The organism is Peterkaempfera bronchialis, assembly GCF_003258605.2.
Lineage (GTDB): Bacteria > Actinomycetota > Actinomycetes > Streptomycetales > Streptomycetaceae > Peterkaempfera > Peterkaempfera bronchialis.
Map to the genome: position 1 here is coordinate 386456 of NZ_CP031264.1, position 26907 is coordinate 413362.

The window sequence follows — 26907 nt, forward strand, 5'->3', positions numbered from 1 at the left end:
TATCAGGCGGCGGTTTTCGGCGCTGCGCCCATGCGCGGCGGCCCAAGGCGGGCGCGGGGAGGGCCGGCCCGGGTCAGCTGCTCGGGGGGCTCTCCCAGTGGGCGGCGGCATCGGCGCCGTGGGTGCCGTCGGCGGTCTGGGCGGGTGGTCTTCCGCCCCTGGGCGCCGGTGATCTCCAGCTGCCAGCGGAGGCGCGGCTCGGCCGCCTCCCGCGGCGCGGTCGGCCGGAGGGCCCCTACTCCCGGCCCTCCTGGGCGCGGCGTTCGCCGTCCTCGCGGCCGGCCTCGTAGACGCGGCGTACGAAGTCGGCAGCCACCGTCTGGTCCAGGTCGTCGGTGAGCGCCATCAGCTCGTTGGTGAAGCGGACCAGCGGATGCGGTGCGGTCATGGCTACCAGCAGACCGCCGGTGGTGCGGCGCCGCAACCCCGGCGGGGGTCACCCGTGCGGGCGGACGGAGCGATCCCGGTGGCGACCGGTGAGGGCAGGCTCCGGGGCGGGGACGGAGGCGGCGCCGCGCACCGTTCTGATGCCCACCGTGTAGCAGACCTCGTCCTGGAGGATGTCGACGGAGACGCTGCGCCCGGCGCGGAGCCCGGTGACCCCTTCGGCGTACCGGCCGGGGTGGTGGACCCAGCCGGTGACGGTGGCCAGGGCGGGCGGGTCCAGCTGCTCCGCGATCTCCGTCAGCCGGGCGCAGAGCCACTCCATCGCCGCCTCGGCCGTCGCCACGAAGCACCCGCCGAGCACATAGGTGCGCTGCTCACCCGACTCCTGCGCCGCGGCACTGGTGCACCAGTACGCCGTCGAGGAAGCCACGCGGATACTCCTGATGTCCGACCGGTTTTGCCCAGCATGCTGCCATGCTTCCGGCATATGCAGGGGGCGATTCGGTGACTCGGCAGGCCGCTTCGTCCGCCGCACGGGCGGCGCGGTCAGAGGGACCAGCGCGCGTCCGGGCGCCGCCTGGCGGTGAGCCGGGCCTGCCAGCGGCCGTCCTGGCGGGAGACCTCCAGGGGCAGCCCGAAGCAGGTCGACAGATGGTCCGAGGTGAGGGTGGCCACGGCCGTGCCACGGGCCACCGTGCAGCCCCGGCGGAGCAGCAGGGCGTGCCCGAAGGAGGCCGGCAGCTCCTCCAGGTGGTGGGTGACCAGCACCATGGTGAGGTCCGGCTGCTCGGCGGCGAGGGTGTCCAGGGCGTCGATGAGCTGCTCGCGGGAGGGCAGGTCGAGGGCGGCCCCGGGCTCGTCGAGCAGCAGCAGGCGGGGCTGCGGGACAAGCGCCCGGGCGATCCTGGCCCGGCTCTGCTCGCCCTGGGAGCAGAGCAGCATCTCCTGCTCGGCCAGCGGGCCGAGGCCCATCAGCTCCAGCGACTCCAGCGCCCGCTTGCGCTCGGCCTGGCCGTATCTGCCGGGCAGCGGCTGGACGGTGCCGGTGATCCCGGTGAGGACGTAGTCGCGGACCGTGAGCCGCTCCGGGACGCGGGTGGCGGCCGAGACATGGCCGACTTCGGCGCGCAGCTCCCTGAGGTCGGAGCGGCCCAGCCGGCGGCCGAGGATGTCCACGGTGCCGCTGCTGGGGTGCCGGACGGCTCCGGCGAGCGAGAGGACGGTGCTCTTGCCGGCGCCGTTGTGGCCGAGCAGCGCCCAGCGCTCGCCTCGGCGCACCTCCCAGTCGATGCCGGAGAGCAGCGTGTGCCGGCCGCGCGGGGTGTGCCGCCAGAGGTCGACGGCGGCCAGCCGCAGGACGGGCTCGGATGCGGGGGCAGTGGGTTCCACGGGTGCAGTCTTCCTGGTTCCCGGGCGCGGCGGAGCAGTTGTCGGAGTCTGCCGGACGGCGCCCGTGCGCTGTGGTAGATCGGCGGAGCCGGTGCGGGCCGTGCGGGGTGCCGGGCGGCGCGGCCGGGAAGGGCGGCGGTGCGGCCACCGTACTATGCGCGGCAGGGGGCCCGGCATGCGGATGCCCCGCGACGCCGGGCGGCGCGGGGCACGGTGGAAGGGCGGTGCGGCCGGTCAGGCCGCCGTGCAGAGGCCGCTGCGCGGGGCGGAGCGCAGCGCAGCGAGGGCGGCGAGGTAGCCGGTGTGCAGGCGCTGGAGTTCGAGTACGGCCTCTCGGGACCAGTCGGTGCGCTGTGCGGCGAAGGCCCGCACGGCGTCATTGGCCGCGTCGACGTCGCGCTGGAGCGCGAGGACGTCGGTGGCGGCGGTGATCGGAACGTTATGCATGATCACAGAGTAAGCCATGGGTCTGACAGGGCGTAAGGCGTTTTCGGCAGAGCGTGTGCCTTTGCAATAGACGGCGTACGCAATTAACGTCGGCTTCATGAACGTCACCCCCACCACCACGCTCAACAACGGCGTGCGGATCCCCCAGCTCGGCTTCGGCGTCTTCCAGGTCCCCGACGGGGAGACCGCCGCCGCGGTCTCCACCGCGCTGGACGCCGGCTACCGCAGCATCGACACCGCCGCCGTGTACGGCAATGAGCAGGGCGTCGGCGACGCCCTGGCCGCCTCCGGGCTCCCCCGCTCCGAGGTCTTCGTCACCACCAAGCTGTGGAACAGCGCCCAGGGCTACGACTCCACCCTGGCCGCCTTCGACACCAGCCTCGCCAAGCTGCGGCTGGACCACATCGACCTCTACCTCATCCACTGGCCGACCCCGGCCCGGGACCGCTACCTCGACACCTGGCGGGCCTTCGAGAAGCTGCTGGCCGACGGCCGGGTGCGCGCCATCGGCGTCTCCAACTTCCAGCCCGCCCAGCTGCGGCGGCTGCTGGACCACTCGGGCATCGTGCCCGCGGTCAACCAGATCGAGCTGCACCCCCGGCTCCAGCAGGCCGAGCTGCGCGCCTTCCACGCCGAGCACGGCATCGCCACCGAGGCATGGAGCCCGCTGGCGCAGGGCGCCCTGCTGGACGACCCGGTGATCACCTCGATCGCCCGGCGGCACGGGGTCACCCCGGCCCAGGCCGTGCTGCGGTGGCATGTGCAGCTGGGCAACATCGTGATCCCCAAGTCCGTCACGCCCGAGCGCATCCGCGCCAACATCGACGTCTTCGGCTTCGAGCTCGACGCGGACGACCTGGCGGCCATCGGCGCCCTGGAGACCGGCACCCGCATCGGCCCGGACCCCGACGCCTTCAACTGACCCGATTCGAGCTAACCCGAACCCGGCCCCGGCTCCCGGCCCCGGCCCCTGCCCCGGCGGTGGGCCAGGGCCGGTCAGCCGGTGGACGGCCGCTGCCGGGGCATCCGCGTACGCAGCGCCGGGGCGGCGCCGACGGCGGTCGGGCGGCGGCGCCGGGCACGGCCGCACGCCGTCCGCAGCGCCTCCTCGACCAGCTTGACCTGCTCCAGCATGGCCCGGGCCCAGTCCCGCTCCCGGGTGTACAGCTCCGACGCCTGCGGCAGCAGCCCCGGCGCCGGGTCGCGGGGCAGCATCGACCTGGTCACCGCGCGCAGCCCGGCGTGCATCGCTATGACGTCGGCTTCCAGGCGCAGCCGGACCATGCGGGCCAGCTCCGCAGGCTGGCGGTGGAGCAGTTCCTCGTGCCACCAGCGGGCGGGGGCGAGTTCGAAGAGCCAGTCCTTGGCCGACTGCTCGAACCCGGCCGAGGCGGGCGGGCAGACAGCCCTCGGCCAGTGCGGGGACGGTGCGGGCGACGGGGCGCCGCACGGCTGGTCGGGCCGGTGACGCGGGTCGGGGGTCGGCTCCGGGTGGGGTATTGGACGTGCCACGTAGTGCTCCCTTGCTGCTCACCGTCCCCAGGGCCGGGGAGACGCGCGCGCGGGGCCGGTCTGCGCCCGGGCACGGTGGTCCGCGCTCCCGGTCCAGGGTGGCGCCCGGCAGGTCCGGATACGGACGCGGCCGGGGCGGTGTCCGCTCCCGGTCGTCGGTGTCGGCGGGTCCGGTGGCCTGCCAGGTGTTAGGAACGAAACGTACCACTTTATGAAATCCACACAAGGGGTGTCTTCCGGCGGCGGCCGGGCGGCAGGGTCGCCCGGGGACGGTTTCGGTTTCGGGAGTGGCGGTTCCTGCGGAGAATCCGGCGAACGCCTGCCCGGCAGTGATCAAAGTCGTTATAAGGAGAGGGTCGCCGTGGGTGGGCAGGGAGAGGTGGATGGAGAAGCGCAGCGCGGTGGTGGCGTTACCCGGCCCCCGCGCGGCCGCCCGGTCGGTCCGGCGCCCCCCGGCCTGGGTGCGCTGGCTGGCCGTCGGGGGCCCGGCCGTGGCGGGCTACCTCGCTCTGCCGGCGGGCGTGGCCGCCGATGCCGTGTACGGCCTGCTGGGGGTGGCGTGCACGGTGGCGGTGGTGTGCGGGGTGCGGCTGCACCGTCCGGCCGCCCGCGCGCCGTGGTACCTGCTGGCCGCCGGGCAGCTGCTGTGGACCTGCGGCGATGTCGCCTACGGGATGTACGAGGACGTCCTGCACCGGGCGCCGTTCCCCTCGCTGGCGGACGTCCTCTACATCGGCGCCTACCCGGTGCTGGCGACCGCGCTGCATCTGCTGACCCGGCGGCGCGGACCGGGCGGCGACCGGGCCGGGCTGCTGGACGGCGCGCTGATCGCGACCGGGTTGGGGCTGCTCTCCTGGGTGTTCCTGATGCGCCCGGCGGCCGACGCCCGCAGCGGCCTGCTCACCCAGCTGATGTCGCTGGCCTATCCGGTGGCCGACCTGATGGCGCTGGCCATGGTGCTGCGGATGCTGGTCGCCACCAGGATGCGTACGCCCTGCTGCTGGCTGCTGGCGGCCTCGCTGCTGCTGCTGGTGCTCACCGACTCCGTGGCCGCGTCCCTGGCGGTGGCGACCCACGGGCACCTGCATGTCCTGGACGCCGGCTGGCTGCTGTCGTACCTGCTCTGGGCGGCGGCGGCACTGCACCCCTCGATGCGCACCCTGCCCGAGGCGGCGGCCTGCCGCCCGGCGAAGCCGAGCCGCTGCCGGCTGGCGGTGCTCGCGACGACGACACTGCTGGCTCCGGGGGTGCTCTTCGCACAGGGGGTCAGCGGCACCGACCGGATCGACTGGCTCGCCGTGAGCCTCGCCTCGGCGGTGCTGTTCCTGCTGGTGGTGGTGCGGGTGTGGGATCTGACGGCGCAGCTGCGGGTGCAGGAGCACCGGCTGGCCGAACTGGCCGAGCTGGCCGGCACCGACGGCCTCACCGGCATACCCAACCGGCGCACCTGGGACGTCGAGGTGGCGCGGGAGCTGGCGGACGCGGACCGCACCGGCGCCCCGGTCTGCGTGGCGCTGCTGGACCTGGACCGCTTCAAGCGGTTCAACGACGCCCATGGCCACCTGGCCGGTGACCATCTGCTGCGCAGCGCGGCGGCGGCCTGGCAGCGCCAGCTGCGCGCCGGCGACCTGCTGGCCCGCTACGGCGGGGAGGAGTTCGGGGTGCTGGTGGTGGGGCTCGGCGCGGAGCGGGCGGCGGCCGTGGTGGACCGGCTGCGGCTGCACACCCCGCTGGAGCAGACGCTCTCGGCGGGGGTCGCGCTCTGGGACGGCACGGAGTCGCCGCAGGCCCTCCTCGGGCGGGCCGACCGGGCCCTGTACCGGGCGAAGAGCTCCGGGCGGAACAGGGTGGTGGTCGCGGCCGAGGAGGGCTAGCCCGGCAGGGGCCGGGGGCGGCTCAGAAGGTGACGTCGGAGCAGGAGTAGAAGGCGTTCCCGGTGTCGGCGATGTCCCACACGGCGAGGATCATGTGGTGCCCGGTGCGGCCGGTGGGGAGGGTGCCGCTGTGGCTGATGTCCCCGGGCGGCTGTGCGCCGTTGTAGTTGACGGTGAGGAAGGGGGCGGCCTCCAGCGAGCTGCGGGTCAGCGGCCGGGTGGGGTCCCAGCCGGGCTTGGTGACGAAGTAGCGGAACGAGGTGGTGGCGTGCCGCGCGGTGAAGTGCCAGCTGAAGGTGTAGGTGCTGCCGGCGGTGAGCCGGGTGGTCGGCCAGGCTCCGCCGCGCGGGTCGTCGAGCTGGGAGAAGCGGCTGTTGCCGCCGGCGCAGATGGTGCCGTCGGCGGGGCCCTGGGCCGGGAATCCCTTGGGGCCTTCGACGCTCTGCGGCTCCCACTGGATGTCACCGCAGTTGCTGACTACGCGCTGGGCGCACAGGGAGCCCCGGCTGGGCGGGTTGGTGGTGTAGCCGTGCGCCGACGCCGGGGCGGCGGTGGCGAGCGGCACGGCGAGGGCGGCGGCCGCGAGGGCCGCCAGCACGGGTGCGCGGCGGAGGGTGTGACGCCTGGGCATGGTGCTCCTGGGGGCATGTGGCATGGATGCGACAGGTGTCGGGGTGGCTCCCACGGTAGGGGCGCCGACCGCCGGGGTCAATGGTCTGAACCAATGCCGGGGTTGCGACCCTGACGGGTGGATGTCGCGGACGGCTGTCCCGCCGGCCGGCCCGGGCGGGTAGGGATCACCGGCATGGACTACCAGCAGAACAGGACCTTCCGCGCCTGGCTTGTCTCCTACGCACAGCTGCACGGCCCGCTCGGCGACCTGGCGCGCTCGGTGCTGGACGACCCCGAGTGGCCGCAGGGCGCCGACGACCTGGAGCGGTGCCGGGCCCGCCTGGTGGCGCGCGGCGCCGACACCGGCGCGCTGGACACCCTGGAGGAGGCATGGGAGCGCTACCGGCGGGGCCGCTGAGCACACCCCCGCGCCACACGCACCGCAAGCACACCGCAAACGCACCGCAAACACCCCGGAGGCGCCCGACACCTCCGCGACTGGCCGGATTCCCGCTGTTGTACCGCACACGAACCATGCGTACCGTGCTCCCGTGCCGCCGCGGCGGCGGCCGACGCGGACAGAGAAGGGAACTCCCGTGTGCGGGATCACCGGCTGGATCGCTTATGACAGGGACCTGGCGAACGAACAACGGACGCTGACCGCCATGACCCGGACCATGGAGTGCCGTGGGCCCGACGCCGAGGGGATGTGGCTCTCCGCCCACGCGGCCCTGGGCCACCGCCGCCTCGCCGTGATCGACATCGAGGGCGGCAAGCAGCCGATGGCCGTACGGGAGGGCGACCGCACCCTGCTGGTCACCACCTACAGCGGCGAGGTCTACAACTACCGCGAGCTGCGCACCGAGCTGGAGGCGCTCGGCCACCGCTTCCGCACCAGCAGCGACACCGAGGTGGTGCTCCACGCCTACCTGGCCTGGGGTCCCGCCTTCACCGAACGGCTGAACGGCATGTACGCCTTCGCCCTCTGGGACCCGCGCACCGAGGAGCTGCTGCTGGTACGCGACCGCATGGGCATCAAGCCGCTCTACTACCACCCGCTCCCCTCCGGCGTGCTCTTCGGCTCCGAGCCCAAGGCGATCCTCGCCCACCCGGCGGTGGAGCCGGTGGTCGACGCCGACGGGCTGCGCGAGGTGCTGACCCTCGCCAAGACCCCGGGGCACGCCGTCTACACCGGGATGCGCGAGGTCCGCCCCGGCCACACCGTCCGGGTCCACCGGGGCGGCCTCACCGAGCAGCGCTACTGGTCGCTGGAGGCCCGCGAGCACACCGACGACCTGGAGACCACCGTCGCCACCGTCCGGTCGCTGCTGGACGACATCGTGACCCGGCAGCTGATCGCCGACGTGCCGCTCTGCACCCTGCTCTCCGGCGGCCTGGACTCCAGCGCCATCACCGCCCTGGCCGCCGCCGGGCTGGCTGCGGCGGGCCATGGGCCGGTGCGCTCCTTCTCCGTCGACTTCGTCGGCCAGACCGAGCACTTCACCGCAGACGCGCTGCGCAGCACGCCCGACGCCCCGTATGCGCACGCCCTGGCCGAGCATGTCGGCGCCGACCACAGCGACATCGTGCTGGACACCGCCGCGCTGATGGACCCGCGCAACCGGGACGCCGTACTGCACGCCCGCGACCTGCCGGTGGGCCTCGGCGACGGCGACACCTCGCTGTACCTGCTCTTCCGGGCGATCCGGCAGCGCTCCACGGTGGCGCTCTCCGGCGAGTCGGCGGACGAGGTGTTCGGCGGTTACCCCTGGTTCCACGACCCGAAGGCGGTCAACGCCGGCACCTTCCCCTGGGGCGCCGCCCTCCAGGGGTTCTCCGGCACCGGCTCCGGCGCCCGCGAGGCGCTGCTCGACCCCGGCCTGCTGGACCACCTCGACCTGGCCGGGTACCGGCAGGACCGCTACCGCGAGGCGCTCGCCGAGGTGGACCACCTGGACGGCGCCGACCCGCACGAGCGGCGGATGCGCGAGGTCTGCTACCTGCACCTGACCCGGTTCGTGCAGCTGCTGCTGGACCGCAAGGACCGGATGTCCATGGCCACCGGCCTGGAGGTGCGCGTCCCCTTCTGCGACCACCGGCTGGTCCAGTACGTCTACAACACCCCCTGGTCGATGAAGACCTTCGACGGCCGGGAGAAGAGCCTGCTGCGCGCGGCGACCCGGGACATGCTGCCGGACGCCGTCGCCGACCGGGTGAAGAGCCCGTACCCCGCCACCCAGGACCCGCGCTACGCCCGCGCCCTGCAAGATGAGCTGGCCCGGGTGCTCGCCGACCCGGGCGCCCCGGTGCACGCCCTGCTGGACGCCGACGCGGTGCGGCGGGCCGTCGCCCCGGGCACCGATCCGGAGTCGCTGCGCAACCCCGCCGAGCTGGTGCTGGCACTGGACTCCTGGCTGCGGGACTACCAGGTGCAGATCAAGATGTGAGCGTACGGGCGCCCTGCCGCTCCCCCGCCGCCGCAACCGGCGCCGTCCCGGCTCGTCCCCGCTCGTCCCCGCTCGTCCCCGCTCGCGGAAGCGCGGGCGGCGCCGCAGGCTGGAGGGGTGAGCGACGAGCGGCACCGCGACCCTGCGCCGCAGGGCTGGCCGGAGCGGGTGAGCCCACCGCACACGGACGGCTGGGAGGAGACAGCCGTCCGCTGGATGTGGACGCTGCTGCCGGCGGCATGGGCGCAGTACGACGTCTTCCACCACCAGCCGCTGCTGCTGGCCCGGCAGGCCGACCTGCACATCCAGGCGGAGACCGCCGGACTGCGGCACGGCTGGGCCACCACCCGCCGCGACCTGGCGGAGGCCGGCATGGACCCCGGGACCATCGACCGGACCCTGGAGGTGTACGCCGTGGAGGGCCGACGGCTGCGGGAGGTCGACCGGCAGCTGCGGCTGGTCACCGAGGCGTTGGTGCGCGGTATCCGGGAGCGGATGCGTCCGCATGCCTGATCCGGACAGGAGGCGGATCGTCCACCCGGTCCGCCCGATGCGGCCCCGACCCGGGCACCGGCCCTGGTACCGGCGGCTCCATCTGACCTGGCACCGCTCCGGAGTGCGGCGCGGCTGGCTGCGCGGCGGCGAGCTGGAGCTGATGCACCGGGCGCTGAGCTTTGCCGCGCTGGGACTGGTGACGCTGGTGCCGCTGCTGATCGTGGTCGCCGCCGCCGACCCGGTGGGGCATCACGGCTTCGCGCAGTGGGTGGTGGACGGCATGGGGATCTCGGGCCGGTCCGCCGCCGCCGTCCAGCGGCTCTTCACCGCGCCCAACCGGGTGCTGAGCACCACCAGCGCCTTCAGCGTGGTGGCGCTGGCGGTCTTCGGCCTCTCCTTCGCCTCGGTGGTGCAGACCGGCTATGAGCGGGTGTGGAGCATGCGGTCCGGGCCGTGGCACACCGCCTGGCGCCGGGTGGTGTGGCTGGCGGTGCTCACCGCCTACCTCTTCGCGGATGTGCAGAGCGCCACCCTGCTGCGCTCCCAGAGCGTGCTGCGGGTGACGCTCACCCTGGTGAGCGCGGTGCTGTTCTTCTGGTGGAGCCAGCACTTCCTGCTCGGCGGCCGGCTGCCCTGGCTCCGGCTGCTGCCGGGGGCGCTGGCCACCGTGGTGGGGCTGGGGGGCCTGCGGGTGTTCTCCTCGCTGGTCTTCGCGCCGCTGATCGTCTCCAACGCGGTCAGCTACGGCTCGGTCGGCACCGTGCTGATCGTGCAGTCCTGGCTGATCGGCGCGGGTGTGGTGGTCTTCGGCGGCGCCCTGGTGGGGCGGGAGCTGCTGGAGGAGCAGCACCGCCTCCGGCAGCGCCATCCGCACCGCCGGCGGTCGGCCCGGCAGCCGAGGAACGGCCCGGGCGGGCCTCCCTCCTGACCGTCACTCCAGGGTGCCCTCAGCGGCGTTCTCCATCCGGGCGTGCAGCACCGGCTCATTGACCTCCAGATGGTTGATCAGCCGGAGCGCGGCGGCGATGCCATGGCCGACCAGGGCGTCGGCGGTCTCCCCGTACGCGACCCGCAGCCCCACCTGAGCGGCCCGGTCGTCGTCGGCGGCGGCCCGGCGCGGGTCCCGCCAGGTGCCCTCGGTGCCGCTCTCGGTGGCCGCCCGCAGCAGAAAGGCGAGGGTGTGGGACTTGGCCCTCGGCAGGGTGAGGGTGAGCAGTTCCCGCTTGACGCGGTCCAGCCGCACCTCCGCCTCGTCGCCGCCGAAGAGCAGTGCGTAGAGCAGGTCCTTGGCCTCCTCCAGCAGCGCGGCGGCGGCCGGGGAGCGGTGTCGGGCCTCGATCAGGTCGCCGCCGCGCTGCGGCGGGTGCAGCAGATAGCCCTCGGCTTCGAGCCGCTCCCGGGTCAGCTCGCGGTAGCGCAGCACCAGGCCGGTCAGCCGGGCGCGGTCCAGCCGCCAGGCCCGGATGCGGTCCAGGCGCAGCGCCCGGTCCTGCTCGGCCTGCCGGTCGTCCTCCTCGCTCCGCCGGAGCGGCAGGCTGCCGTGGCCGGTCGCGCCCATGGTCTGGACGATGAGCTGCTCCACCAGCCACTCGGCGGGGCGGGCCCGCAGCAGCTGCCGGACGCGCTCGCGGGCGTCGGCGTCGGCCTGCTCGCGGGCCCGGCGGACGATCTCCTCGATGTTCACCATGGGCCGGACGGTAGCCGTGCCCGGGCGGGCCGGTGCGGGGTTGCCGGGCGGATACCAACGATTGGGTGACAGGTCGATCGGAAGACCGGTCAGCAGCTCCGGAGCAGCGCGGCGACCTGCGTCTCCAGCGGCGGGGCGGCGGCCCGGTTGTCGATCGCCAGATGGGGTACGGGCGGTGGCCGGTCGGGCAGCGTACGGGCGGTGAAGGCGTCGAAGTCGGCCAGTTTGCCGGTGTCCCGGGGGCTGCGGCGCTCATGCAGCCGGACGGCGAGGGTGGCGGGGTCGGAGCGTACCCAGACCAGCCGCACCGGGTCGCCGCCCAGCTCGGCGACCCAGGAGTGCCAGCGCGCCGGGTCGCGGATCTGCCCGGTGAAGGGCGCCACCAGCAGCACCGGGCAGCCCGGGGCCCGGATCTGCCGGGCTGCGGCGGTCATCCCGGCGTACTCATGGGCCTTGACGTGCTCGTCGTACCAGGGCCCCTCGCGCTCGCCCGGCGGTCGGCCGTGGGCGTGCTGCACGGCGGCGACGAAGCCGGCGAAGAGGGTGTCCTTGTCGAGCAGCGCCGGGACCGGCCGCAGCCGGGCCAGCAGCAGGTCCGCCACGGTGGACTTCCCGGCGCCCGGGGCGCCCGCCACCACCCACACCGTGCCGCCGCGCCGCTCTGCGTCCATGGGCCCATGGTCGCACCGGGGCCTTCCGCTCATGGCCCCGAGGGTGCGGCCGAGGCGGGCCGTGCCGGGCCCGGTCCGTCCGGGGGCATGGGATGACGCCAGGCGGGTGAGCCACGGCGATCAGGGTGCCGCGCTCCGGCGCGGTGGTGGCGGCGGTGGGTCAGGATCGCCTCGACATCCCCCCACCTGCGAGGAGCCGAGCCCCGTGTTGGAGCGCACCAAACGCAAGAACCGCATCGAGGTCACCTTTGTCCTGCCCGCCGGCCTTCCGCACACCGAGGTGAGCGTGGTCGGCGACTTCAACGACTGGCAGCCGGGCGCCCATCCGCTGGAGCCGCGTGCGGACGGCAGCCGGGCCGTGACGGTCGCGCTGCCGGCCAAGGAGCGGTTCGGCTTCCGGTACCTCGCGGACGGCGGCCACTGGTTCGACGAGGAGCACGCGGACGAGCACGACGGCCGCAACAGCTACCTGCTGACCTGACCCGACCCGACCCGTGCCCGTGCCCGTGCCCGTGCCCGGCACGCCGCCGCCCCCGTCCACCGAGCGGACGGGGGCGGCGGCGCGTGCGGGTCAGTGGATGACGGCCAGGGCGTCGCCCTGGTACTTGGCCCCGGCGTTCCAGAGCAGGAAGGAGTGCATGCCGTCGTCGGCTGCGGCGCGGATCTCGGCCTTGACCTCCTCGGGCCCGTAGTGGACGCCCAGCGAGAAGTCCTGCAGCCACGGGATGACCATCGACTCGCTGCCCTGGGTCTTGCGGGCGAAGTCCGCCAGCGAGCGCTGCACGATCTCGTAGGGCTGGGAGTTGGGGCTGGCGACCTTGTACTCGCCCGGCCCCCAGTGGGACGGGTAGACCATGGGCGCGATGTAGTCCGCCTGCTGGGCGAGCAGCCCGATGTCCTGGGCGATCTCGCGCGGCCGGGTGGCGGCCACGCCGAAGACCGAGACGCCGAGGAAGGCGCCCTTGGGGCGGACGACGGCGCGGGTCTCGGCGACGAAGTCGGCGATGCTCTTCTCCGGGGTGGTGGTGCCCAGGCCGACGAAGTTCATACCGGAGAGCGCACCGTCGGGGCGGCGGACGTAGTCGTAGAGGACGTCGTCGAAGCCGAGCGAGGCGGCCTCGGAGGCCAGGTCGATGTTGTACTTGCGGACCGTGGGGTCGGCGAAGTTGGTGAAGGCCAGCGACCCGTAGTTGCCGCCGCCGTACGGTTCGCCGCCGGGGGTCTGCACCACGGCGGAGCGGTGGTTGGTCCGCCAGGCGGCGTTGGCGAGCAGCGGGTCGCGGAAGGCGACGATCCGGCCGATGACCTGCGCGCCCAGCTTGTGGATCTCCTGGATGGCCTTGCGGGCGTCGTAGTAGCCCTTGGCGGCGCCGATCTGCCGGGCCAGCGGCACCTGGGAGGCGTAGCCGACCTCGCCGTCCTCGTCCTTGATGTCCAGTTCGACGGCGTTGAGCTTCTTCTGCCGGATCAGCTCCAGGACGCCCTCGCGCAGTTCGTTGGAGGTCCAGCCGATGGCGGTGAGGTGGGCGGCGCGCATCAGCGGGTGCCTGACCACCGCGTGCACATCGCCGGTGGTGGTGTTGCCGGCCTGGTCGGTGGCGGTGACGGTGACCCTCGGCGGCGGGTTGTCGACGATGGTGGAGAAGGAGCCGTCGGAGTCGAGCTTGACCTCGTGGCCGTCCACCTCGACCTTGCTGGCGCCCTTGGCGGTGCCCCTGACCGTCACCGGGGCGTGCAGCGACTTGGCCTCGGCCCTGGCCAGCCGGAGGGTCGGCGGGGTGGTGTCGACGGTGAAGGTACGGCTGGTCCGGGGGCTGGTGAAGGGGATCGAGCCGCCGGCGCCCTCCACCGAGAGGCGGTGCCGCCCCTCGCTGAGCCGGGGCGGCTGGATCTCCAGCCGGTTGCCCACGAGCCGGGTCGGTACCGGCCGCCCGTCGAGGGTGACCTTGAGCTTGCGCAGCAGCGCGGTGTCGTCGGCGGTGACGGACATCGCGAGGTTCTTGGCGTGCGCGGCGTTCAGTACCGAGTCGGTGCCCAGCCCGCGAACCGTCAGCTCCGGTGTCAGCGCCTGGACGGTGAACGCGCCGGCCGCCCCGCAGGCGACCACGACTCCGACGGCGAGCGCCACCCGGCCCTTGCGGGTGCGCAGGAAGGAGCGTTTCCGGGTCGCGGCGGCCCGGCTTGCTGATGCAGGAGACATTCGACACCAACCTGATCGATGACTGACCGTCGATGAGTCATTGACCAAATAGAGTCAGATAATCCTCTTAATCGCGGTATATCACCCGGACGGATCGGAGATTCCCACCCCCGCACCCGGCAGCGGGCAATCCTTGAGCCGTTCGGCCGCACATCGGTTGTGACGGCCCGCCGCAGCGGCAACCTCTTGCCTGTCCACCACCATCCGGGAGGTCCCGTGCGTCGCTCCGTTCCTGTCCTTTCCGCACTGCTCGTCGGCCTGCTGGCCACCTCCTGCTCCGGAGGCGCGGCCACCGAGGCCGGGGCTCCGGCGGCCACCGGGGCGGGTGCCCGCCCTGCCGGGGACGTGCGCTCCCCCGCCGCCCAGGGTGCCAAGGACCCCGCGTCCGTGCACGCCAATGAGCTCGGCGCCGTCCCGGTCATGATGTACCACCAGCTCAGCGACCACCCCGCGAGCGTCTACGACCGGACCCCGGCCGACTTCCGCGCCGAACTGGAGCGGCTGGCCCGCGAGGGGTACGTGCCGATCACCGCCGCCGAGTTCACCAGCGGGCGGATCGACATCCCGGCCGGCGCCCACCCGGTGGTGCTGACCTTCGACGACTCCACCAACAGCCAGGTCCGCCTCGGCGCGGACGGCCAGCCCGTCCCGGACAGCTCCCTCGGCATCCTGCTGGACGTCGCCCGGCGCCACCCCGGCTTCCGCGCCACCGGGACCTTCTTCGTCAATGACGACCCGTTCTCGGCGACCGGCGGCAAGAAGGCGCTGAGCTGGCTCCTCGCGCACGGCTTCGAGGTCGGCAACCACACGCTGAACCACGCCAACCTGCGCTCCATGGGCGCCGCCGAGGTCCAGCACGAGATCGCCGACAACCTGAAGGCGATCAAGCAGCTGGTGCCCAACGCCTCCGTGGTCTCGCTGGCGCTGCCCTACGGCTCGATGCCGCAGCCGGGCTCGCTGGCCGTACGCGGCGCGTCGGCGGGCGTCGCCTACCAGAACCGGGGGGTCTACCTGGTCGGCGCCAACCCGTCCGTCTCCCCCTTCGCCGCCTCCTTCGACGCCTCGGCGATCCCGCGCATCCGCTCCGAGGGCGCCCACGGCGAGGAGGCCGAGTACGGTTCCACGGCCTGGCTCGACAAGCTGGCCAAGAACCCGTCCGGCCGCTACACCTCCGACGGCGACCCCAACACGATCGCCTTCCCCAAGTCCGAGGAGTCGCGGCTGGCGCCCGCCTACCGCAAGCAGGCCCGCGCCTACTGACCGCCGGCAGGCCGGGGCCCCGGGCATTGTGCCTGCGGCCCCGGCCTGCCGATCCGGTCCTCACCCGCCGGGCCCTCAGCCGTCGGGCCCTCACCCAGCGGGCTCGGGGGTGCCGGGCAGCAGGTCGGCCAGGGTGTTCCAGAACATCAGCTCATAGCTCTCCAGCAGTCGGCCGTAACGCTCGCCCCGGGCGACCGCCCGCGCCGGATCGGGGGCCTCGCCCAGCAGCGCGGCATCCTCCGCCGTGTGGTCGGCGGGGACCTCGGTGCCGCCGGGGCGGGCGGATGGGGCGGGGCGGGCGAAGAAGTCGAAGAAGCCGCAGGACGCGTCGTCGAAGCCGTAGTGCGTGCGCAGCGCGACCGCGACGGCCGCGCAGTAGCCGCCCCAGGCGGCGGCGTTGGCACGGAACGCGAGGACGACGGCGGTCGGTTCGCCGTTGAGGGCGAGCCAGGCCAGGTAGGCGGGGTATGCCTGGCATCCGGCCAGCGGCTCGCGGCTGCGCAGTGCCTCGCCGTCGAGTCCGCAGGCGGCGCCGTAGCGGGCCAGCCGGACCAGCGCCTCCTCCTCGCCGCCGGCGAGGTCGGCGAAGTACCGTCCGGTGCGGGTGCCCGCGCAGCGGGTGGCGAGCAGCAGCAGGCTGCGCAGATCGCTGCGCACGATGTGGTGCTCCTGGGCCGCCAGCTCGGCCAGCACGCCGATCGGGGCACGCCCCTCGGTGATCAGTGGCAGCAGGCGGTTGACGCCTGGTTCGGGGCCGGTCCGGGCGTGGTCGGCCGGGTCTCCGGGAATGGTGACCATCGCGTCCTCCTGGGGTTCGGCGCAGGAGTGACCGCACAGCCGAAGGCGCGGCCGGGCCGGGTCGGCCCACGGCGCTTCCGCGGCCCGATGGGCGACGGACGGGCGGGGCGATGGTGGCGGAGCGGCGGCGGGTGGCACCGCCGACCGGGACCCGCGGCGACGCGGCGGCGGCCGCAGACCGCCCGGGGAGGGCGGCCCTGCGACCGCCGGCTGACACGGCCGCCGACGGGCGGGCCGATCCAGGGCCGTCCAGGGGTCACTCCAGGGGCCGGCGGCCCTCCTTGGGCGTCTCGGCCTCGATGCGCTCCTTGCGTACCCGGCCGCTGACGGTCTCCTGCTCGATGTGCGCCTCGGTCCTCAGCCGCACCCGCTCGACCGGCACCGTCTCGGTCTCGGCGACCACCCGCTCCTCGTGCAGCACGACCTCGCGCTCGTCCTCGGAGAGCTCCAGGCCGGACATGGCCTCGTCGCGGTTGGCGTCCGTGATGGGCTCGCGCTCGATCCGGACCTCCTCGTGGCGCACCGGGACGGTCATCTGCTGCTCCTCGGTGACCACGAACCTCCGCAGCCGGGCGCGTCCGCTCTCGTGCTGCTCGGTGGAGACGCGCAGCCGCTCCTCCGAACGCGTCATGACGGCTTCGCCGGCTTCGGCGGTCTCGGGCTTCCCGATATTGCGCATGCCCTTCTCACGGCCGCCGGCCGTCTCGGGCTTGCCCGTGCGGCGCGTGTCCTTCTCGCCGGGGGCGGCATAGCCGGTGCCCGCGACTCCGGCGGCACCGGCGGCACCGGCCGCTCCGGCCGCGTAGCCGGTACCGGTACCCGCTCCGGTCCCGGTGTCCTGCTGGCCGGACCGCGTCCAGTCGCCCTGACCGGACCGCTGCGCACGGGCCCAGGTCTCGTCCCAGTCGATGCCGTAGTAGTCGTAGAGGCGGTGCTCCTCGCTCTCCGACAGGTGGCCGCCGGCGTCGACGTCGACGGTGGGTGCGTCCTTGACCTTCTCCTTGGGATACGCGACCTGCAAGTGGTCCTCCACCAGCGTCGCGTCGTGGATCGGCACGAACGACTCGCTGGTCCCCAACAGCCCGGTGCGCACGCTCACCCACTCGGGACGACCACTGGCGTCGTCCAGGAAGACGTGCTTGGCCTCGCCGATCTTGTTCCCCTGGACGTCGTAGACGGGGTGGTCCAGCACCGTGGTGATCTGCTGTCTGGTGATCATGGGCGATCCCCTTTCGCGTTCACCGGTCGCATTACCCTCACAAGTCGGGCGAAACGGCTTGAACTGGTTTGATTCGCCCGCGACCGCGCGACACGCCGCAGCGGCGCCCCTCAGGCCAGGGAGCCGCCCGCCGGGAGGAAGCCGGCCCGGTCCGCGAGCCAGCACAGGGCGAGCAGCCGCACCGCCGGATAGAGCTCGGGGCCATGGGGCCGCCAGCCCTGGTCGTGCAGCTCGTAGAGGAAGCCGATCAGATAGTCGGCGAGATGCCCGGGATCGAGCGGCACCGCGTCGCGCAGAGCGGCGGCGTGCTGATCGACGGCGGCGACCAGACCCGGTTCCCGCTCCAGGCGGGACAGCTCGGGGCCGTAGACAGAGGTCAGCCAGGCCAGCGGGTGGCGATCACCGTCACCGTTCCGGTGCTGATCACCGTGCTGGCCACGCTCGGCGGCATCATGGTCGTCGGCATCGGCGGCGGGCTGATCCGGCCCATGCAGCAGCGCTGGGAACGCTGGCTGAGCAGCGCGGAGGAGCAGAGCGGAGCCGCCCGCAGCAAGATCGAGGCATACCAGCGCGGTCGGCTGGACGCCCGGGGAGCCGTCTCCCCGCAGACCACCGGCGGCGCCACCAGCACCGAGCACCGGGAGCAGCCGCCCGAGGCCGGGCGCTGACCGGTGAGGCACACCGTGCCGAGGCCGGGCCGGACCCGTTCCACGGGTGGGGCCCGGCACCGGCACGGCGACGCTCAGCGGCGCACCTGGGGCGTGTACTTGTAGCCCACCCGGCGCACCGTCACGATGGAGCCCCGGTAGGCCGGACCGAGCTTGCGCCGCAGCCGGGCGATATGGACGTCCACCGTCCGCCCGTCGCCGACATACCCGTATCCCCACACGGACGAGACCAGGTGGTCGCGGGAGTGCACCCGGTGGGGATGCGCCGTGAGGTGGGCGAGCAGTTCGAATTCCAGGTAGGTCAGATCCACCGGCGCACCGTCGACATGGGCGGTGCGGCGGTCCGCGTCCAGCACGATCCCGGTGGGCGCCACCGGCAGGGTCGACGGGGTCGCTGCGGGCGGGATCACTGCGGGCGGGGCTGCCGTGGGCGGAGCTGCCGCGACCGGCTCGGCGGTCCCGGCGGGCACCAGCACCAGATAGCCCACCATCGGCGCACCGGGGCGGTCGCCGACCACGTCGGCGTACTGCTCCAGCAGGTGTTCGGGCAGCGCCGTCTGCGGCAGCGCGGCCAGCACGGTGGCGCCCTCGGGCAGCCGGTGCGGGAAGGCCGCCCAGGCGGGCTCGGCGGTGGTGCGGGGCTCGGCGGTGTGCGGGCGGACCGCGCGCAGGCGCGGGACGGCGGGCGGGGCGGACGGAGTGAGCGGGGTCACCGGCAGAGTGGAGACGATCGACATGGTTCGGTTCCTTCGCGCGAGACGGGATGCGGGGCGGCGTCTGCGCGCGGTCCGGACACGGCGGCCTGACCCCGGGGCTCTGCTCCGGGTCAGGCGGCGGCGTGCCCGCGCGCGCCGAATGCGCGGCGACACGCCCGGTCGAAGTGGTGGGGCTGCCGGGACGGCCAGAACGGCTCCAGGTCGTGGCGACCCAGGGCTCCGTCCGTGGTGATGTCCATGTGTCCCATTCAACCAGAGGAACTCCCACCGGAGGAACGGGGCTGCCCGCTCTCCCGATGCGCGCCCGGTGGGGCACCGCCCCGTACGCCGGAGCGGCGCCCCACCGGGCGGACGCGTCGTCAGTTCATCGACGGCGGCGGCGGATCCGGCGCCGGGACGGGTTCCGGATCCGGGACCGGGCCCGGTGCGGGCGGCCTGGGGACGGGCTCGGGACCGGGCAGCGGGCCCGGCCGGGGCGGCGGCGTCGGCTTGGGCGGCACCGGGTCCGGGCGGACCGGGTCGGGCACCGGGATGGGGGGCACCGTACCCACGGCGGCGTCCCCTCCTCGCGAGGCTGCGCTGGTCATCGTCCTCTCCTCCGCTGGTCTCGTCGGGTCGCGCTCGGGTCGGGCCGGAACCGGCAGGCCACCGGCCGTCCGCGCTGGCCGCCTACCCGGCGGACCGGGGGCTACCCGCCGTACGGTGGTCCCGTGATCCGGCCCGCCCGCGCTCGCTCCGTGCCCTGGTCCGCCGCGCTGCGGCAGTCCGTACGGTCGGGGCTGCGGCTGGAGCGGGCGGTGAACTCGCCGACGGAGGCGGCGCGCGGTGCGGTCGGCGTGGCGGCGGTGCTCTTCCCCGCGCTGGCGGTCGGCTCCCCGGCCACCGCGACCTCGGCGGCGCTGGGCGCCTTCATCGCGGGCACCGCGACCTTCCAGCGCAGCTTCCGGCCCCGCCCGACCCTGGCACTGGGCGCGGCGGCCGCCCTGGGGGCGAGCACCTTCACCGGCTTCGCCGCCCTGACGGTGCCGGGCCTCTTCACGGTGGTGCTGGGCTGCTGGGCGTTCCTGGCCGGGCTGGCCTGGGCGTTCGGCCCGACGGCGGGGGTGGTCGCCGCCACCAGCGTGTCGGTGATGCTGGTGGTGGTGCAGCTGCCGGTGGGCCTGTTCGGGGCGCTGGTGCACGCCGGGGTCATCGCGCTCGCCGGGCTGGTCCAGGCCGTACTGATCATGATCTGGCCGGTGCGGCCATGGGGTGCGCAGCGGGACGCCCTGGCGGACGCATACGCCTCGGTGGCCGACTACGCCCGGCGGCTGCGGCACGACCCGGTGGCACCGTTCGACGCGGCGCCGCTGATGGTGGCCCGGACCGCCGCACAGCTGACGCGGCGGCAGGCCCGGCGCCGTCCGCAGGAGCTGCACGGCCTGCGCGGACTGGCCGAGCGGATGCTTCCGCTGATGGCGGCGCTCGCCGATCCCCGGGTCGGCGCCGCCGCCGAGGGACCGGAGCGGGACCGGGCCCGGGAGATGCTGGCCGCGGCGGCGCAGATGCTCGACGCGCTGGCGCGGGCGGTGCGCCGTGGCGAGCGGCTGCGGGTGCCGCCCGGCGTGGCGGGGGTGCTGGCGGCGCCGTCGGGCGGCCCCGCCTTGCAGGGCGCCGCCCGGCGGGCCGGGTCGCGGCTGGCGGCGCTGCTGGGCGAGGCGGCGGACGCGGTGGACTCCCCCGGCAACGGCGGCGGCGGGTATCTGCTGCAACCGAGCGGGCTGGACATGGTGCGGGCGGCGGTGCACACCGTGCGCTCCCGGCTGCACTGGTCGTCGCCGGTGCTGCGGCACGCCGTGCGGCTGGCGGCGACCGTGGTGGTGGCGGACCTGGCGGGGCGGCTGCTCGGCATCCCGCACAGCTACTGGGCGGCGCTGACGGCGGCGGTGGTACTGCGCCCGGACTTCGCGCAGACCTTCAGCCGGGGGGTGGCCCGGGTCGCCGGCACGGTGGCGGGGGTGGCCGCGGCGACCGGGGTGGCGGCGGTGTCGCACCCCGGTCCGTGGGCGTGTGCGGTGCTGGCGGTGGCGTTCGTCGCGGCGATGTACCTGACGATGCGTTCCGGGTTCGCGGCGGCGAGCGTCTTTGTGTCGGGGTATGTGGTCTTCCTGCTGGCCATGTCGGGGACCTCGCTGGAGTCGACGGTGCGGTCCCGGGTGGAGCTGACGCTGCTGGGCGGGGCGCTCGCCATGGTGGCGTACGTGGCGTTCCCGGCCTGGGAGACGGTGCGGCTGCCCGACCGGCTGGCGGAGCTGACGGCGGCGTGCGGGCGGTATGCCGGGGCGGGGGTGCGGGCCTTCGGCGACCCGGCCGGCTGCGACGGGAGCGGGGTGCGCTCCGCGCTGCTGGCGGTGCGGGAGGCCCGGACCGCGCTGGCGGCTGCGGAGCAGCGGGCGGCGGTGGAGCCGGTGCGGCAGCGGGGGCTCGGGGCGGAGCGGCTGTCGCGCGCCGAGCGGGCCCTGGTCGCGCTCGGCCGGGTGGCCATGCTGCTGGAGGCCCATCGGCCGGACCGCTCGGCGCCGCCGGTGCCGGGGGCTGTGGAGTTCGCGGGGGCGCTGGAGGCGACGGCGGCGGAGGCGGCGGCGGCCGTACGGGCGGGGCAGCCGCTGGCGGTGGGCGGTCTGCGCGAGGCGTACGAGGCATGGCAGCAGCAGTCGCAGGAGCGGGACGGGGAGCCGGGCGGCCAGCGGGAGGCGCTGGTGCACGCCGGCGGCCGACTGGCCGTGGAGGCCATGGAGGAACTGGCAGCAGCCCTGGAAGGCTGAGCCGCTCCCCGTACGGGGCAGTCGCAGGAACCAAGCGGCCGGGGAAAGCGCTGGGCGGCGGCCGGCGGCGGTGGACGGCCCGCACGAGACGTACGAGACACGGCAACGGCAGTCACGCGAACCGGACGGGGAACCAGCCAGCCCCGCAGGAGGCCCTACGGGCGGGACGGCCGATGGCGGAGGGCGGTCTTGCACAAGGCGTACGAGGCACGGCAACGGCAGTGACAGGAACCGAGCGGCCTGGGAAGGCGCTGGGCGGCGGTGGGCGATCCGCACGAGACGTACAAGGCCTAGCAACGGCAGTCACGCGTACCGGACGGGGAACCAGCCAGCCCCGCAGGAGGCCCTACAGGCGGGACGGCCGATGGCGCGGAGACGTACAAGGCACGGCAACGGCAGTCACGGAAACCGGGCCGGGCGACTTGGCGGCGGAGGCCAGGGAGGGCCCTGGGAAGCCGGGTAGCGCGCGGTGGGTGCGGGGTCCACGGTGGAGGGGTGAGCGATGAGGCCCGCCCGCACGCCGCGCCGCCCGGATGGCCCCCGCCGGTGCCGCCGCCGGGCGCGGAGGGCTGGGAGCGGGAGGCGCAGCGTTGGCTGTGGGAGCTGCTGCCGGTCGCGTACCGCCGCTACGAGCTGCTGCATCGGCAGCCGGTGCTGCTGGCCCGGCAGGTGCTGCTCCAGGTGGAGGCGGAGCTGGTGGCGCTGCGCAAGGGCTACCGGTCGGCCCGGGTGGACCTGGCGGGGCTGGAGATGGAGCCGGCCGTGGTGGAGGAGGCGCTGCGGCTCTACGCGGCGGAGAGCGACCGGCTGCATGAGTTGGCCCGCCAGGCGCGGACGGTGACGGACGCCCTGGTGCACGGCGCCGCGCAGCCCGGGCCGGGTGGCCCGGGCTAGGGGGCGGGCCGGTCAGCGGATGGGCAGCCCGGAGAGGGTGCGGGCGATGACCAGCCGCTGGATCTCCGAGGTGCCCTCGAAGATCGTGTAGATGGCGGCGTCGCGGTGCATCCGCTCCACCGGGTACTCGCGGGTGAAGCCGTTGCCGCCGAGGATCTGCATGGCCTGGGCGGTGACCCACTTGGCGGTCTCGCCCGCGTAGAGCTTGGACATCGAGCCCTCGGCGGCGGTGAAGGGCCTGTTGTTGGCGGCCATCCAGGAGGCCCGCCACACCAGCAGCCGGGCGGCGTCGATCCGGGTGCGCATGTCGGCGAGGGTGAAGGCGATGCCCTGGTTGTCGATGATGGGGCGGCCGAACTGCACGCGGGTCCTGGCGTAGTCCAGGGCGACCTCGTACGCGGCGCGGGCGATGCCCACAGCCTGGGCGCCGACGGCGGGGCGGGACGCCTCGAAGGTGGCCATGGCCGCGTTCCTCCCCCGCTGCCCGGCGTCGCCGCGAGACTCGGCGGCGGCGCGCTCGCGGGCCCGGGCGAGGCGTTCCTCCAGCTTCTCGCGACCGCCGAGCAGGCAGTGGCCGGGCACCCGGACGCCGTCCAGGACGACCTCCGCGGTGTGCGAGGCGCGGATGCCGTGCTTCCTGAACTTCTGGCCCTGGCTGAGGCCCGGGGTGTTCGGCGGGATCACCAGGGATGCCTGGCCTCGGGCGCCCAGGGCGGGGTCGACGGTGGCGACCACGACATGGACGCCGGCGATGCCGCCGTTGGTGGCCCAGGTCTTGGTGCCGTCGATCACCCACTCGTCCTTGGCCTCGTCGTACACGGCGCGGGTGCGCATCGCGGAGACGTCGGAGCCGGCGTCGGGCTCGGAGGAGCAGAAGGCGGCGACCTTGACGTCGTCGGGGGTGCCGAACATCTGCGGGACCCAGGTGCCGATCTGCTCATCGGTGCCGTTGGCGAGGACGCTGACGGCGGCGAGGGTGGTGCCGACCAGGGAGAGGCCGATGCCGGCGTCGCCCCAGAAGAGTTCCTCCATGGCGATCGGGATGCCCAGGCCGGAGGGGTCGGCGTACTGCTGAGCGTAGAAGTCCAGCGAGTAGATGCCGAGCCTGGCGGCCTCCTGGATGACCGGCCAGGGGGTCTCCTCGCGCTCGTCCCACTCGGCCGCCGCCGGCCGGATGACCTCGGCTGCGAAGCCGTGCAGCCAGTCGCGGACGGTGACCTGGTCGTCGTCGAGTTCGAGCGTGAAGGCCATCAATCTCTCCGGTGGAATCCGAGCGCCGTGGTGTTACCTCGGGTAACCTCGGACGCAGTCTGTTACCGGTCAGTAGGAGATGTCAATGGCGAGCGGCGCGGGCGGAGCGGCCGAGGGGCGCAGAGAGCAGTTGCTGGATGCCGCCGACCGGGTGATCCGCCGGGACGGCCCCGGGGCCAGCATGAACGCCATCGCGGCCGAGGCCGGGATCACCAAGCCCATCCTCTACCGGCACTTCGCCGACAAGCACGGCCTCTACCAGGCGCTGGCGGAGCGCCATATGGCCGGGCTGCTGGCCTCCGTACGGGCCGCGCTGGCGCTGCCGCTGGAGCGGCGGGACCTGGTGGAGGCGGTGCTCGACACCTATCTGGCCGCCATCGAGGCCCGGCCGCAGGTCTACCGGTTCCTCACCCACCCCGAGGCGGGCGACGGGCTGGGGCCGGGCGGTCCGCTGGCACCCGCGCTCCAGCGGATCGCGGACGAGATCGCCGATGCCGTCCGGCTCCAGGTCGATCTGGGGGCGGAGGCCGGGCTGCTGTCCGAGACGTGGGGGCGCGGCATCACCGGGATGGTGCTGGCCACCGGCGACTGGTGGCTTGAGCAGCGGCCCTGCTCGCGGGAGGAGATGGTCCGGGCGCTGGCCGACCTGCTCTGGGGCCGGCTGGCGGCGGCGGGGAGCCGCCCGGTCGCGGCCTCGGACGTACGGACCGGGTCGGACCCGGCTCAGCCGGGCCCGACGCCCTGACCGACCAGCACCGCGCGCACCTTGCCCATGGCCAGGCGGATGCGCGTCTTGGCCGTGCCCAGCGGGATCCGCTCCGACTCCGAGACCTCCCGGGCGGTCATCCGGTAGAGGCCCGCCATCACCAGCGCCCGCCGCTGCTCATGCGGCAGCGCGGCGACGGCGGCCCGGCAGAGCCGGGCGGACTCCCTGGCCAGCGCCTGCTCCTCAGAACTCTCCGTCAGGCTGTCCCCGAGCACCGCCAGCACCTCCGGGTCCACCGGCACGGACCAGCGGCGGGAGCGGACGATGTCCACCGCCAGGTTGTGCGCGATGACATTGATCCAGCGGCGTACGCTCCCCCGGCGCGGGTCGTAGCCGTGTGCATGCCGCAGTGCCTGCTCGAAGGTCTGCTGCACCACGTCCTCGGCCAGCGGCGGGTTGTGCAGTACGGAAGCCGCTGCGCCCCAGATCCCGGCGCGGAAGCGGCGTACGAAGACGGCGGCGATCTCGGGGTCGCGGGCTGCCAGCCCTGCCAGCAGTGCCTCATCCGACAGGTTCTCCGCTGCGGCGGCGGCCACGTACCGGGACGCTGTGCTCTCCGACGACACGGGCGACTCCTCGGTTCGGCGGGGATCCGAAATCCAGCCCCAACAAACGTGCCATGACGGATCAAATCGGGCAAATCCCTTTCGACCCTTCCGCCGTACATACTCCGGAGGTTCACCTCCACTGAGCCGTAGAAGGGAGGTCCACCATGAGCGTCTTCGCGCTGTTCGGCGGCAACCACGGTCCCGGCAGGCGGCACCACCGGCGCCACCGCAGGCACCACCGTCGGTACCGCTACTAGGCACAACCCACACACAAGATCCTCACTGCGAGGGTCGGCGGTCACTCCGCCGACCCTCGCTCCAGGTGGCAGACGTGCCAGGAGGCGCAGATGGCGGAGGAGCCGCTCCGGATCGCCGACGACATCGCCGACGACGACGACCGGAGTCCGGTGGAGCTGGCGCCTGCGGTGCCCGCCCGCGAGGTCTTCCGCCGGTTCTGGCCGTGGGTGCGCCCCGACCGGCGCTGGCTGCCGGTGAGCACCGCCCTGATGGTCGCCGGGTCGGCCGGTGAGGTGGCCTCGGTGTGGCTCTTCAAGAACCTCATCGACGACGTCCTGGTACCCCGGCGCTTCGGGGCCTTCTGGCCGCTGGCCGGAGCCATGGTCGGCACCGCCCTACTCTCGGCGCTGCTCACCTTCCTCGGCCAGTACAGCGCCACCCGGGTCGCCGAGCGCTTTCTGCTGCGGCTGCGGACCGAGGTCGTCTCCCATCTGCACACCCTTCCGCCCGACACCCTGCGGCGGCGCTGGCACGGCGATGTGGTGGCGCGGCTGACCACCGACATCGACCAGATCGAGCAGTTGGTGGCCTCCGGGGTGATCGAGGCCGCATCGGCACTGATCAGCCTGGTCTTCTTCGCGGGCGCCGCGTTCTACCTCAGCTGGCCGCTGGCGCTGGCGGCCTTCGCCGCCGCCCCGGTCTTCTGGTTCACCGCCCGCCGCTTCGGGGCGCGCATCCAGCAGCTCTCCCGCGAGGCCCGCCGCTGCGAGGGCGGGGTCACCGCCGTGGTGGAGGAGAGCCTCGCCAACTCCGACCTCGCGCATGCGTACAACCAGCAGGACCGCGAGGTGGAGCGGGTCCGGCGGGAAGGCCGGTCGCTGCTGCGCGCCGAACTCGCCACGGCCCGGGTCGCCCACGCCTATCCGCCGCTGCTCAATGTGGTCGAAGTCATCGGCGGGCTCATGGTGGTGGGCCTCGGCGCCTTCGAGCTGACCCGCGACGCGCTCACCCTCGGCGGGCTGCTCGCCTTCGCCGCGTTCCTCGCCCAGCTCTTCGAGCCCGCGCAGCAGCTCTCCGGGCTGGCCACCGTGATCGGCTCCGCCGGGGCCGGCGCCGAGCGGGTGATGGAGCTGCTGGCGACCGAGTCGCCCATCCGGGACCGGCCCGGCGCCCGCGACCTGGAGGCGGTCCAGGGCAGGCTGAGCTGCCAGGACATCCGGGTCAGCTACCCGGGCCGGCACGACCGGCCCGCCCTGCGCAGCGTCACCTTCGACGTGGAACCGGGGCAGGTCCTCGCCGTGATGGGGCCCAGCGGCGCGGGCAAGTCGACCCTGGCCAAGCTGCTGGTCCGGTTCATGGACCCGGATCCGGAGACGGGCGCCATCCGGCTGGACGGGGTCGACCTCAGGGACGTCACAGCGGCCTCCGTACGGAACGCCGTCACCCTGCTCCCCCAGGATCCGCACCTCTTCCACGCCTCGGTCCGCGACAACATCGCCTACGGCAGGCCGGAGGCGACCGAGAGCGAGGTGCGCCAGGCCGCCGTGGACGCCGACGCGCATGACTTCATCAGCGCGCTCCCCCACGGCTACCAGACCGTGCTGGGCGAGGACGGGCTCCAGCTCTCCGGCGGCCAGGGCCGCCGGATCGCCATCGCCCGCGCCTTCCTACGGGCGACGCCGGTGCTGGTCCTCGACGAACCCACCGCCGGGCTGGACGCACCGGCCGCCCGGCGGGTACTGGACCCGCTGCGCCGTCTGATGGCAGGGCGCACCACCGTGCTGATCACCCATGACCAGGCGCTCGCCCGGCAGGCCGACCTGGTCTGCCGCCTCTCGGCGGACGGCGTCGGCCGCTGCGAGCACCCCGAGGGGTGCTCCGTCTGAACTCCGGGCCGATACCGGCCGGGACGCCCTCGCCACCCGTTCGGGCCCGACTGCCCGGCTGCCGGTCGGCCGCTGCGGCCTGGTGTGGCCTGGGCGGAGACCGCCCATGACGCCGCACCGCGCGGCCCCGGCGGCGGGC

29 protein-coding genes are annotated in these 26907 nt (G+C 74.2%); 13 read left to right on the plus strand and 16 right to left on the minus strand.

All coding sequences use genetic code 11. The annotated features are described in order from the left end of the window. Nucleotides 1-235: 235 nt before the first annotated feature. The 4 genes from C7M71_RS01690 to C7M71_RS01705 all read right to left on the minus strand — a co-directional run bounded on the left by C7M71_RS01690 (nucleotide 236) and on the right by C7M71_RS01705 (nucleotide 2223). Nucleotides 236-388 carry a hypothetical protein gene (locus C7M71_RS01690; protein ID WP_162824101.1) on the minus strand — a complete coding sequence of 51 codons (153 nt, stop codon included), beginning with the start codon at nucleotides 386-388 and terminating at the stop codon, nucleotides 236-238. A gap of 48 nt (nucleotides 389-436) precedes the next feature. Further along, nucleotides 437-817: a hypothetical protein gene (locus C7M71_RS01695; protein WP_111490125.1), complete on the minus strand. Its 381-nt coding sequence runs from the start codon at nucleotides 815-817 to the stop codon at nucleotides 437-439. A 116-nt stretch (nucleotides 818-933) separates the two neighbouring features. Continuing rightward, nucleotides 934-1776 (minus strand): ABC transporter ATP-binding protein, encoded by an 843-nt coding sequence (locus tag C7M71_RS01700; protein WP_229758470.1) that lies wholly within the window; start codon nucleotides 1774-1776, stop codon nucleotides 934-936. 234 nt (nucleotides 1777-2010) lie between these two features. Further along, nucleotides 2011-2223 (minus strand): hypothetical protein, encoded by a 213-nt coding sequence (locus tag C7M71_RS01705; RefSeq protein WP_162824102.1) that lies wholly within the window; start codon nucleotides 2221-2223, stop codon nucleotides 2011-2013. A 97-nt stretch (nucleotides 2224-2320) separates the two neighbouring features. On the opposite strand from C7M71_RS01705, the gene C7M71_RS01710 reads away from it, so the two are divergent. Continuing rightward, nucleotides 2321-3145, plus strand: coding sequence for an aldo/keto reductase (locus tag C7M71_RS01710; protein ID WP_111490128.1), 825 nt, complete (start codon nucleotides 2321-2323; stop codon nucleotides 3143-3145). Between the two features lie 74 nt (nucleotides 3146-3219). Here C7M71_RS01710 and C7M71_RS30455 read toward each other — a convergent pair whose 3' ends face one another. Then, nucleotides 3220-3735, minus strand: a complete 516-nt coding sequence (locus C7M71_RS30455; RefSeq protein WP_111490129.1) for a hypothetical protein — start codon at nucleotides 3733-3735, stop codon at nucleotides 3220-3222. A 383-nt stretch (nucleotides 3736-4118) separates the two neighbouring features. Here C7M71_RS30455 and C7M71_RS32440 point away from each other — a divergent pair, with 383 nt between their 5' ends. Next, nucleotides 4119-5609 (plus strand): GGDEF domain-containing protein, encoded by a 1491-nt coding sequence (locus C7M71_RS32440; protein ID WP_111490130.1) that lies wholly within the window; start codon nucleotides 4119-4121, stop codon nucleotides 5607-5609. 22 nt (nucleotides 5610-5631) lie between these two features. On the opposite strand, the gene C7M71_RS01720 is transcribed toward C7M71_RS32440, so the two are convergent. Next, nucleotides 5632-6240, minus strand: coding sequence for a lytic polysaccharide monooxygenase auxiliary activity family 9 protein (locus C7M71_RS01720; protein WP_111490131.1), 609 nt, complete (start codon nucleotides 6238-6240; stop codon nucleotides 5632-5634). 174 nt (nucleotides 6241-6414) lie between these two features. Here C7M71_RS01720 and C7M71_RS01725 point away from each other — a divergent pair, with 174 nt between their 5' ends. The 4 genes from C7M71_RS01725 (at nucleotide 6415) to C7M71_RS01740 (ending at nucleotide 10091) form a co-directional block, all read left to right on the plus strand. Continuing rightward, a complete protein-coding gene (locus C7M71_RS01725) occupies nucleotides 6415-6639 on the plus strand; it encodes a YozE family protein (RefSeq protein ID WP_111490132.1) in 225 nt (74 codons plus the stop codon). 178 nt (nucleotides 6640-6817) lie between these two features. After that, nucleotides 6818-8668 (plus strand): asparagine synthase (glutamine-hydrolyzing), encoded by a 1851-nt coding sequence (gene asnB, locus C7M71_RS01730; RefSeq protein ID WP_111490133.1) that lies wholly within the window; start codon nucleotides 6818-6820, stop codon nucleotides 8666-8668. Between the two features lie 117 nt (nucleotides 8669-8785). Then, the gene (locus tag C7M71_RS01735) at nucleotides 8786-9181 is read left to right on the plus strand and encodes a hypothetical protein (protein ID WP_111490134.1); all 396 of its coding nucleotides are present in this window, start codon (nucleotides 8786-8788) and stop codon (nucleotides 9179-9181) included. Beyond that, entirely contained in the window at nucleotides 9174-10091 is a 918-nt protein-coding gene (locus C7M71_RS01740; protein ID WP_175607617.1) for a ribonuclease BN, read from the plus strand. Before C7M71_RS01735 ends, C7M71_RS01740 begins: the two co-directional genes overlap by 8 nt. 3 nt (nucleotides 10092-10094) lie before the next feature. Here C7M71_RS01740 and C7M71_RS01745 read toward each other — a convergent pair whose 3' ends face one another. Together C7M71_RS01745 and C7M71_RS01750 are read right to left on the minus strand one after the other, a co-directional pair. Continuing rightward, nucleotides 10095-10850 (minus strand): hypothetical protein, encoded by a 756-nt coding sequence (locus tag C7M71_RS01745; RefSeq protein ID WP_111490135.1) that lies wholly within the window; start codon nucleotides 10848-10850, stop codon nucleotides 10095-10097. Nucleotides 10851-10939: 89 nt separating this feature from the next. After that, the gene (locus C7M71_RS01750; protein WP_111490136.1) at nucleotides 10940-11521 is read right to left on the minus strand and encodes an AAA family ATPase; all 582 of its coding nucleotides are present in this window, start codon (nucleotides 11519-11521) and stop codon (nucleotides 10940-10942) included. 205 nt (nucleotides 11522-11726) lie between these two features. On the opposite strand from C7M71_RS01750, the gene C7M71_RS01755 reads away from it, so the two are divergent. Further along, nucleotides 11727-12002, plus strand: coding sequence for an isoamylase early set domain-containing protein (locus C7M71_RS01755; protein ID WP_111490137.1), 276 nt, complete (start codon nucleotides 11727-11729; stop codon nucleotides 12000-12002). A gap of 90 nt (nucleotides 12003-12092) precedes the next feature. Here the strand turns inward: C7M71_RS01755 and C7M71_RS01760 are convergent, their stop codons facing one another. Continuing rightward, complete coding sequence (locus C7M71_RS01760) at nucleotides 12093-13721, minus strand: putative glycoside hydrolase (RefSeq protein ID WP_111490138.1); 1629 nt, start codon at nucleotides 13719-13721, stop codon at nucleotides 12093-12095. Nucleotides 13722-13937: 216 nt separating this feature from the next. Between C7M71_RS01760 and C7M71_RS01765 the strand changes: the two genes are divergently transcribed. After that, nucleotides 13938-14981 (plus strand): polysaccharide deacetylase family protein, encoded by a 1044-nt coding sequence (locus C7M71_RS01765; protein ID WP_111490139.1) that lies wholly within the window; start codon nucleotides 13938-13940, stop codon nucleotides 14979-14981. A gap of 90 nt (nucleotides 14982-15071) precedes the next feature. On the opposite strand, the gene C7M71_RS32445 is transcribed toward C7M71_RS01765, so the two are convergent. The 3 genes from C7M71_RS32445 to C7M71_RS31315 form a co-directional block, all read right to left on the minus strand. Then, nucleotides 15072-15779 (minus strand): thiaminase II/PqqC family protein, encoded by a 708-nt coding sequence (locus C7M71_RS32445; RefSeq protein WP_111490140.1) that lies wholly within the window; start codon nucleotides 15777-15779, stop codon nucleotides 15072-15074. A 256-nt stretch (nucleotides 15780-16035) separates the two neighbouring features. Next, on the minus strand, nucleotides 16036-16998 hold the full coding sequence (locus C7M71_RS01775; protein ID WP_111490141.1) for a DUF2382 domain-containing protein: 963 nt from the start codon (nucleotides 16996-16998) through the stop codon (nucleotides 16036-16038). Nucleotides 16999-17108: 110 nt separating this feature from the next. Next, entirely contained in the window at nucleotides 17109-17282 is a 174-nt protein-coding gene (locus C7M71_RS31315) for a DUF6401 family natural product biosynthesis protein (protein ID WP_229758471.1), read from the minus strand. Here C7M71_RS31315 and C7M71_RS31320 point away from each other — a divergent pair. Beyond that, a complete protein-coding gene (locus C7M71_RS31320; protein ID WP_229758472.1) occupies nucleotides 17262-17666 on the plus strand; it encodes a hypothetical protein in 405 nt (134 codons plus the stop codon). The genes C7M71_RS31315 and C7M71_RS31320 overlap by 21 nt on opposite strands. Nucleotides 17667-17740: 74 nt before the next feature. Here the strand turns inward: C7M71_RS31320 and C7M71_RS01790 are convergent, their stop codons facing one another. Both C7M71_RS01790 and C7M71_RS32450 read right to left on the minus strand, forming a co-directional pair. Further along, complete coding sequence (locus tag C7M71_RS01790) at nucleotides 17741-18403, minus strand: winged helix-turn-helix domain-containing protein (protein ID WP_111490142.1); 663 nt, start codon at nucleotides 18401-18403, stop codon at nucleotides 17741-17743. An 89-nt stretch (nucleotides 18404-18492) separates the two neighbouring features. Continuing rightward, the gene (locus C7M71_RS32450) at nucleotides 18493-18621 is read right to left on the minus strand and encodes a hypothetical protein (protein WP_265737709.1); all 129 of its coding nucleotides are present in this window, start codon (nucleotides 18619-18621) and stop codon (nucleotides 18493-18495) included. A 471-nt stretch (nucleotides 18622-19092) separates the two neighbouring features. Between C7M71_RS32450 and C7M71_RS01795 the strand changes: the two genes are divergently transcribed. Next, entirely contained in the window at nucleotides 19093-21186 is a 2094-nt protein-coding gene (locus C7M71_RS01795) for an FUSC family protein (RefSeq protein WP_229758473.1), read from the plus strand. Nucleotides 21187-21681: 495 nt separating this feature from the next. Next, on the plus strand, nucleotides 21682-22080 hold the full coding sequence (locus tag C7M71_RS01800; RefSeq protein ID WP_114914129.1) for a hypothetical protein: 399 nt from the start codon (nucleotides 21682-21684) through the stop codon (nucleotides 22078-22080). 12 nt (nucleotides 22081-22092) lie between these two features. Here C7M71_RS01800 and C7M71_RS01805 read toward each other — a convergent pair whose 3' ends face one another. Continuing rightward, nucleotides 22093-23334 (minus strand): acyl-CoA dehydrogenase family protein, encoded by a 1242-nt coding sequence (locus tag C7M71_RS01805; RefSeq protein WP_111491849.1) that lies wholly within the window; start codon nucleotides 23332-23334, stop codon nucleotides 22093-22095. An 82-nt stretch (nucleotides 23335-23416) separates the two neighbouring features. On the opposite strand from C7M71_RS01805, the gene C7M71_RS01810 reads away from it, so the two are divergent. Next, nucleotides 23417-24076: a TetR family transcriptional regulator gene (locus C7M71_RS01810; RefSeq protein ID WP_229758474.1), complete on the plus strand. Its 660-nt coding sequence runs from the start codon at nucleotides 23417-23419 to the stop codon at nucleotides 24074-24076. Here C7M71_RS01810 and C7M71_RS01815 read toward each other — a convergent pair. Further along, nucleotides 24055-24663 carry an RNA polymerase sigma factor gene (locus tag C7M71_RS01815; protein WP_229758475.1) on the minus strand — a complete coding sequence of 203 codons (609 nt, stop codon included), beginning with the start codon at nucleotides 24661-24663 and terminating at the stop codon, nucleotides 24055-24057. The two genes, C7M71_RS01810 and C7M71_RS01815, sit on opposite strands and share 22 nt — an antisense overlap. A gap of 329 nt (nucleotides 24664-24992) precedes the next feature. Here C7M71_RS01815 and C7M71_RS01820 point away from each other — a divergent pair, with 329 nt between their 5' ends. Next, on the plus strand, nucleotides 24993-26768 hold the full coding sequence (locus C7M71_RS01820) for an ABC transporter ATP-binding protein (protein WP_111491851.1): 1776 nt from the start codon (nucleotides 24993-24995) through the stop codon (nucleotides 26766-26768). Nucleotides 26769-26907 lie beyond the last annotated feature (139 nt).

Coding starts and splice junctions, on each gene's coding strand:
- C7M71_RS01745 (WP_111490135.1), bottom strand. CDS start 10,850: ATGGTGAACATCGAGGAGATCGTCCGCCGGGCCCGCGAGCAGGCCGAC.
- C7M71_RS01790 (WP_111490142.1), bottom strand. CDS start 18,403: ATGTCGATCGTCTCCACTCTGCCGGTGACCCCGCTCACTCCGTCCGCC.
- C7M71_RS01820 (WP_111491851.1), top strand. CDS start 24,993: ATGGCGGAGGAGCCGCTCCGGATCGCCGACGACATCGCCGACGACGAC.
- C7M71_RS01720 (WP_111490131.1), bottom strand. CDS start 6,240: ATGCCCAGGCGTCACACCCTCCGCCGCGCACCCGTGCTGGCGGCCCTC.
- C7M71_RS01760 (WP_111490138.1), bottom strand. CDS start 13,721: ATGTCTCCTGCATCAGCAAGCCGGGCCGCCGCGACCCGGAAACGCTCC.
- C7M71_RS01705 (WP_162824102.1), bottom strand. CDS start 2,223: ATGCATAACGTTCCGATCACCGCCGCCACCGACGTCCTCGCGCTCCAG.
- C7M71_RS01810 (WP_229758474.1), top strand. CDS start 23,417: ATGGCGAGCGGCGCGGGCGGAGCGGCCGAGGGGCGCAGAGAGCAGTTG.
- C7M71_RS01775 (WP_111490141.1), bottom strand. CDS start 16,998: ATGATCACCAGACAGCAGATCACCACGGTGCTGGACCACCCCGTCTAC.
- C7M71_RS01725 (WP_111490132.1), top strand. CDS start 6,415: ATGGACTACCAGCAGAACAGGACCTTCCGCGCCTGGCTTGTCTCCTAC.
- C7M71_RS32445 (WP_111490140.1), bottom strand. CDS start 15,779: ATGGTCACCATTCCCGGAGACCCGGCCGACCACGCCCGGACCGGCCCC.
- C7M71_RS01750 (WP_111490136.1), bottom strand. CDS start 11,521: ATGGACGCAGAGCGGCGCGGCGGCACGGTGTGGGTGGTGGCGGGCGCC.
- C7M71_RS01690 (WP_162824101.1), bottom strand. CDS start 388: ATGACCGCACCGCATCCGCTGGTCCGCTTCACCAACGAGCTGATGGCG.
- C7M71_RS01740 (WP_175607617.1), top strand. CDS start 9,174: ATGCCTGATCCGGACAGGAGGCGGATCGTCCACCCGGTCCGCCCGATG.
- C7M71_RS31320 (WP_229758472.1), top strand. CDS start 17,262: ATGCCCGGGATCGAGCGGCACCGCGTCGCGCAGAGCGGCGGCGTGCTG.
- C7M71_RS32450 (WP_265737709.1), bottom strand. CDS start 18,621: ATGGACATCACCACGGACGGAGCCCTGGGTCGCCACGACCTGGAGCCG.
- C7M71_RS01710 (WP_111490128.1), top strand. CDS start 2,321: ATGAACGTCACCCCCACCACCACGCTCAACAACGGCGTGCGGATCCCC.
- C7M71_RS32440 (WP_111490130.1), top strand. CDS start 4,119: ATGGAGAAGCGCAGCGCGGTGGTGGCGTTACCCGGCCCCCGCGCGGCC.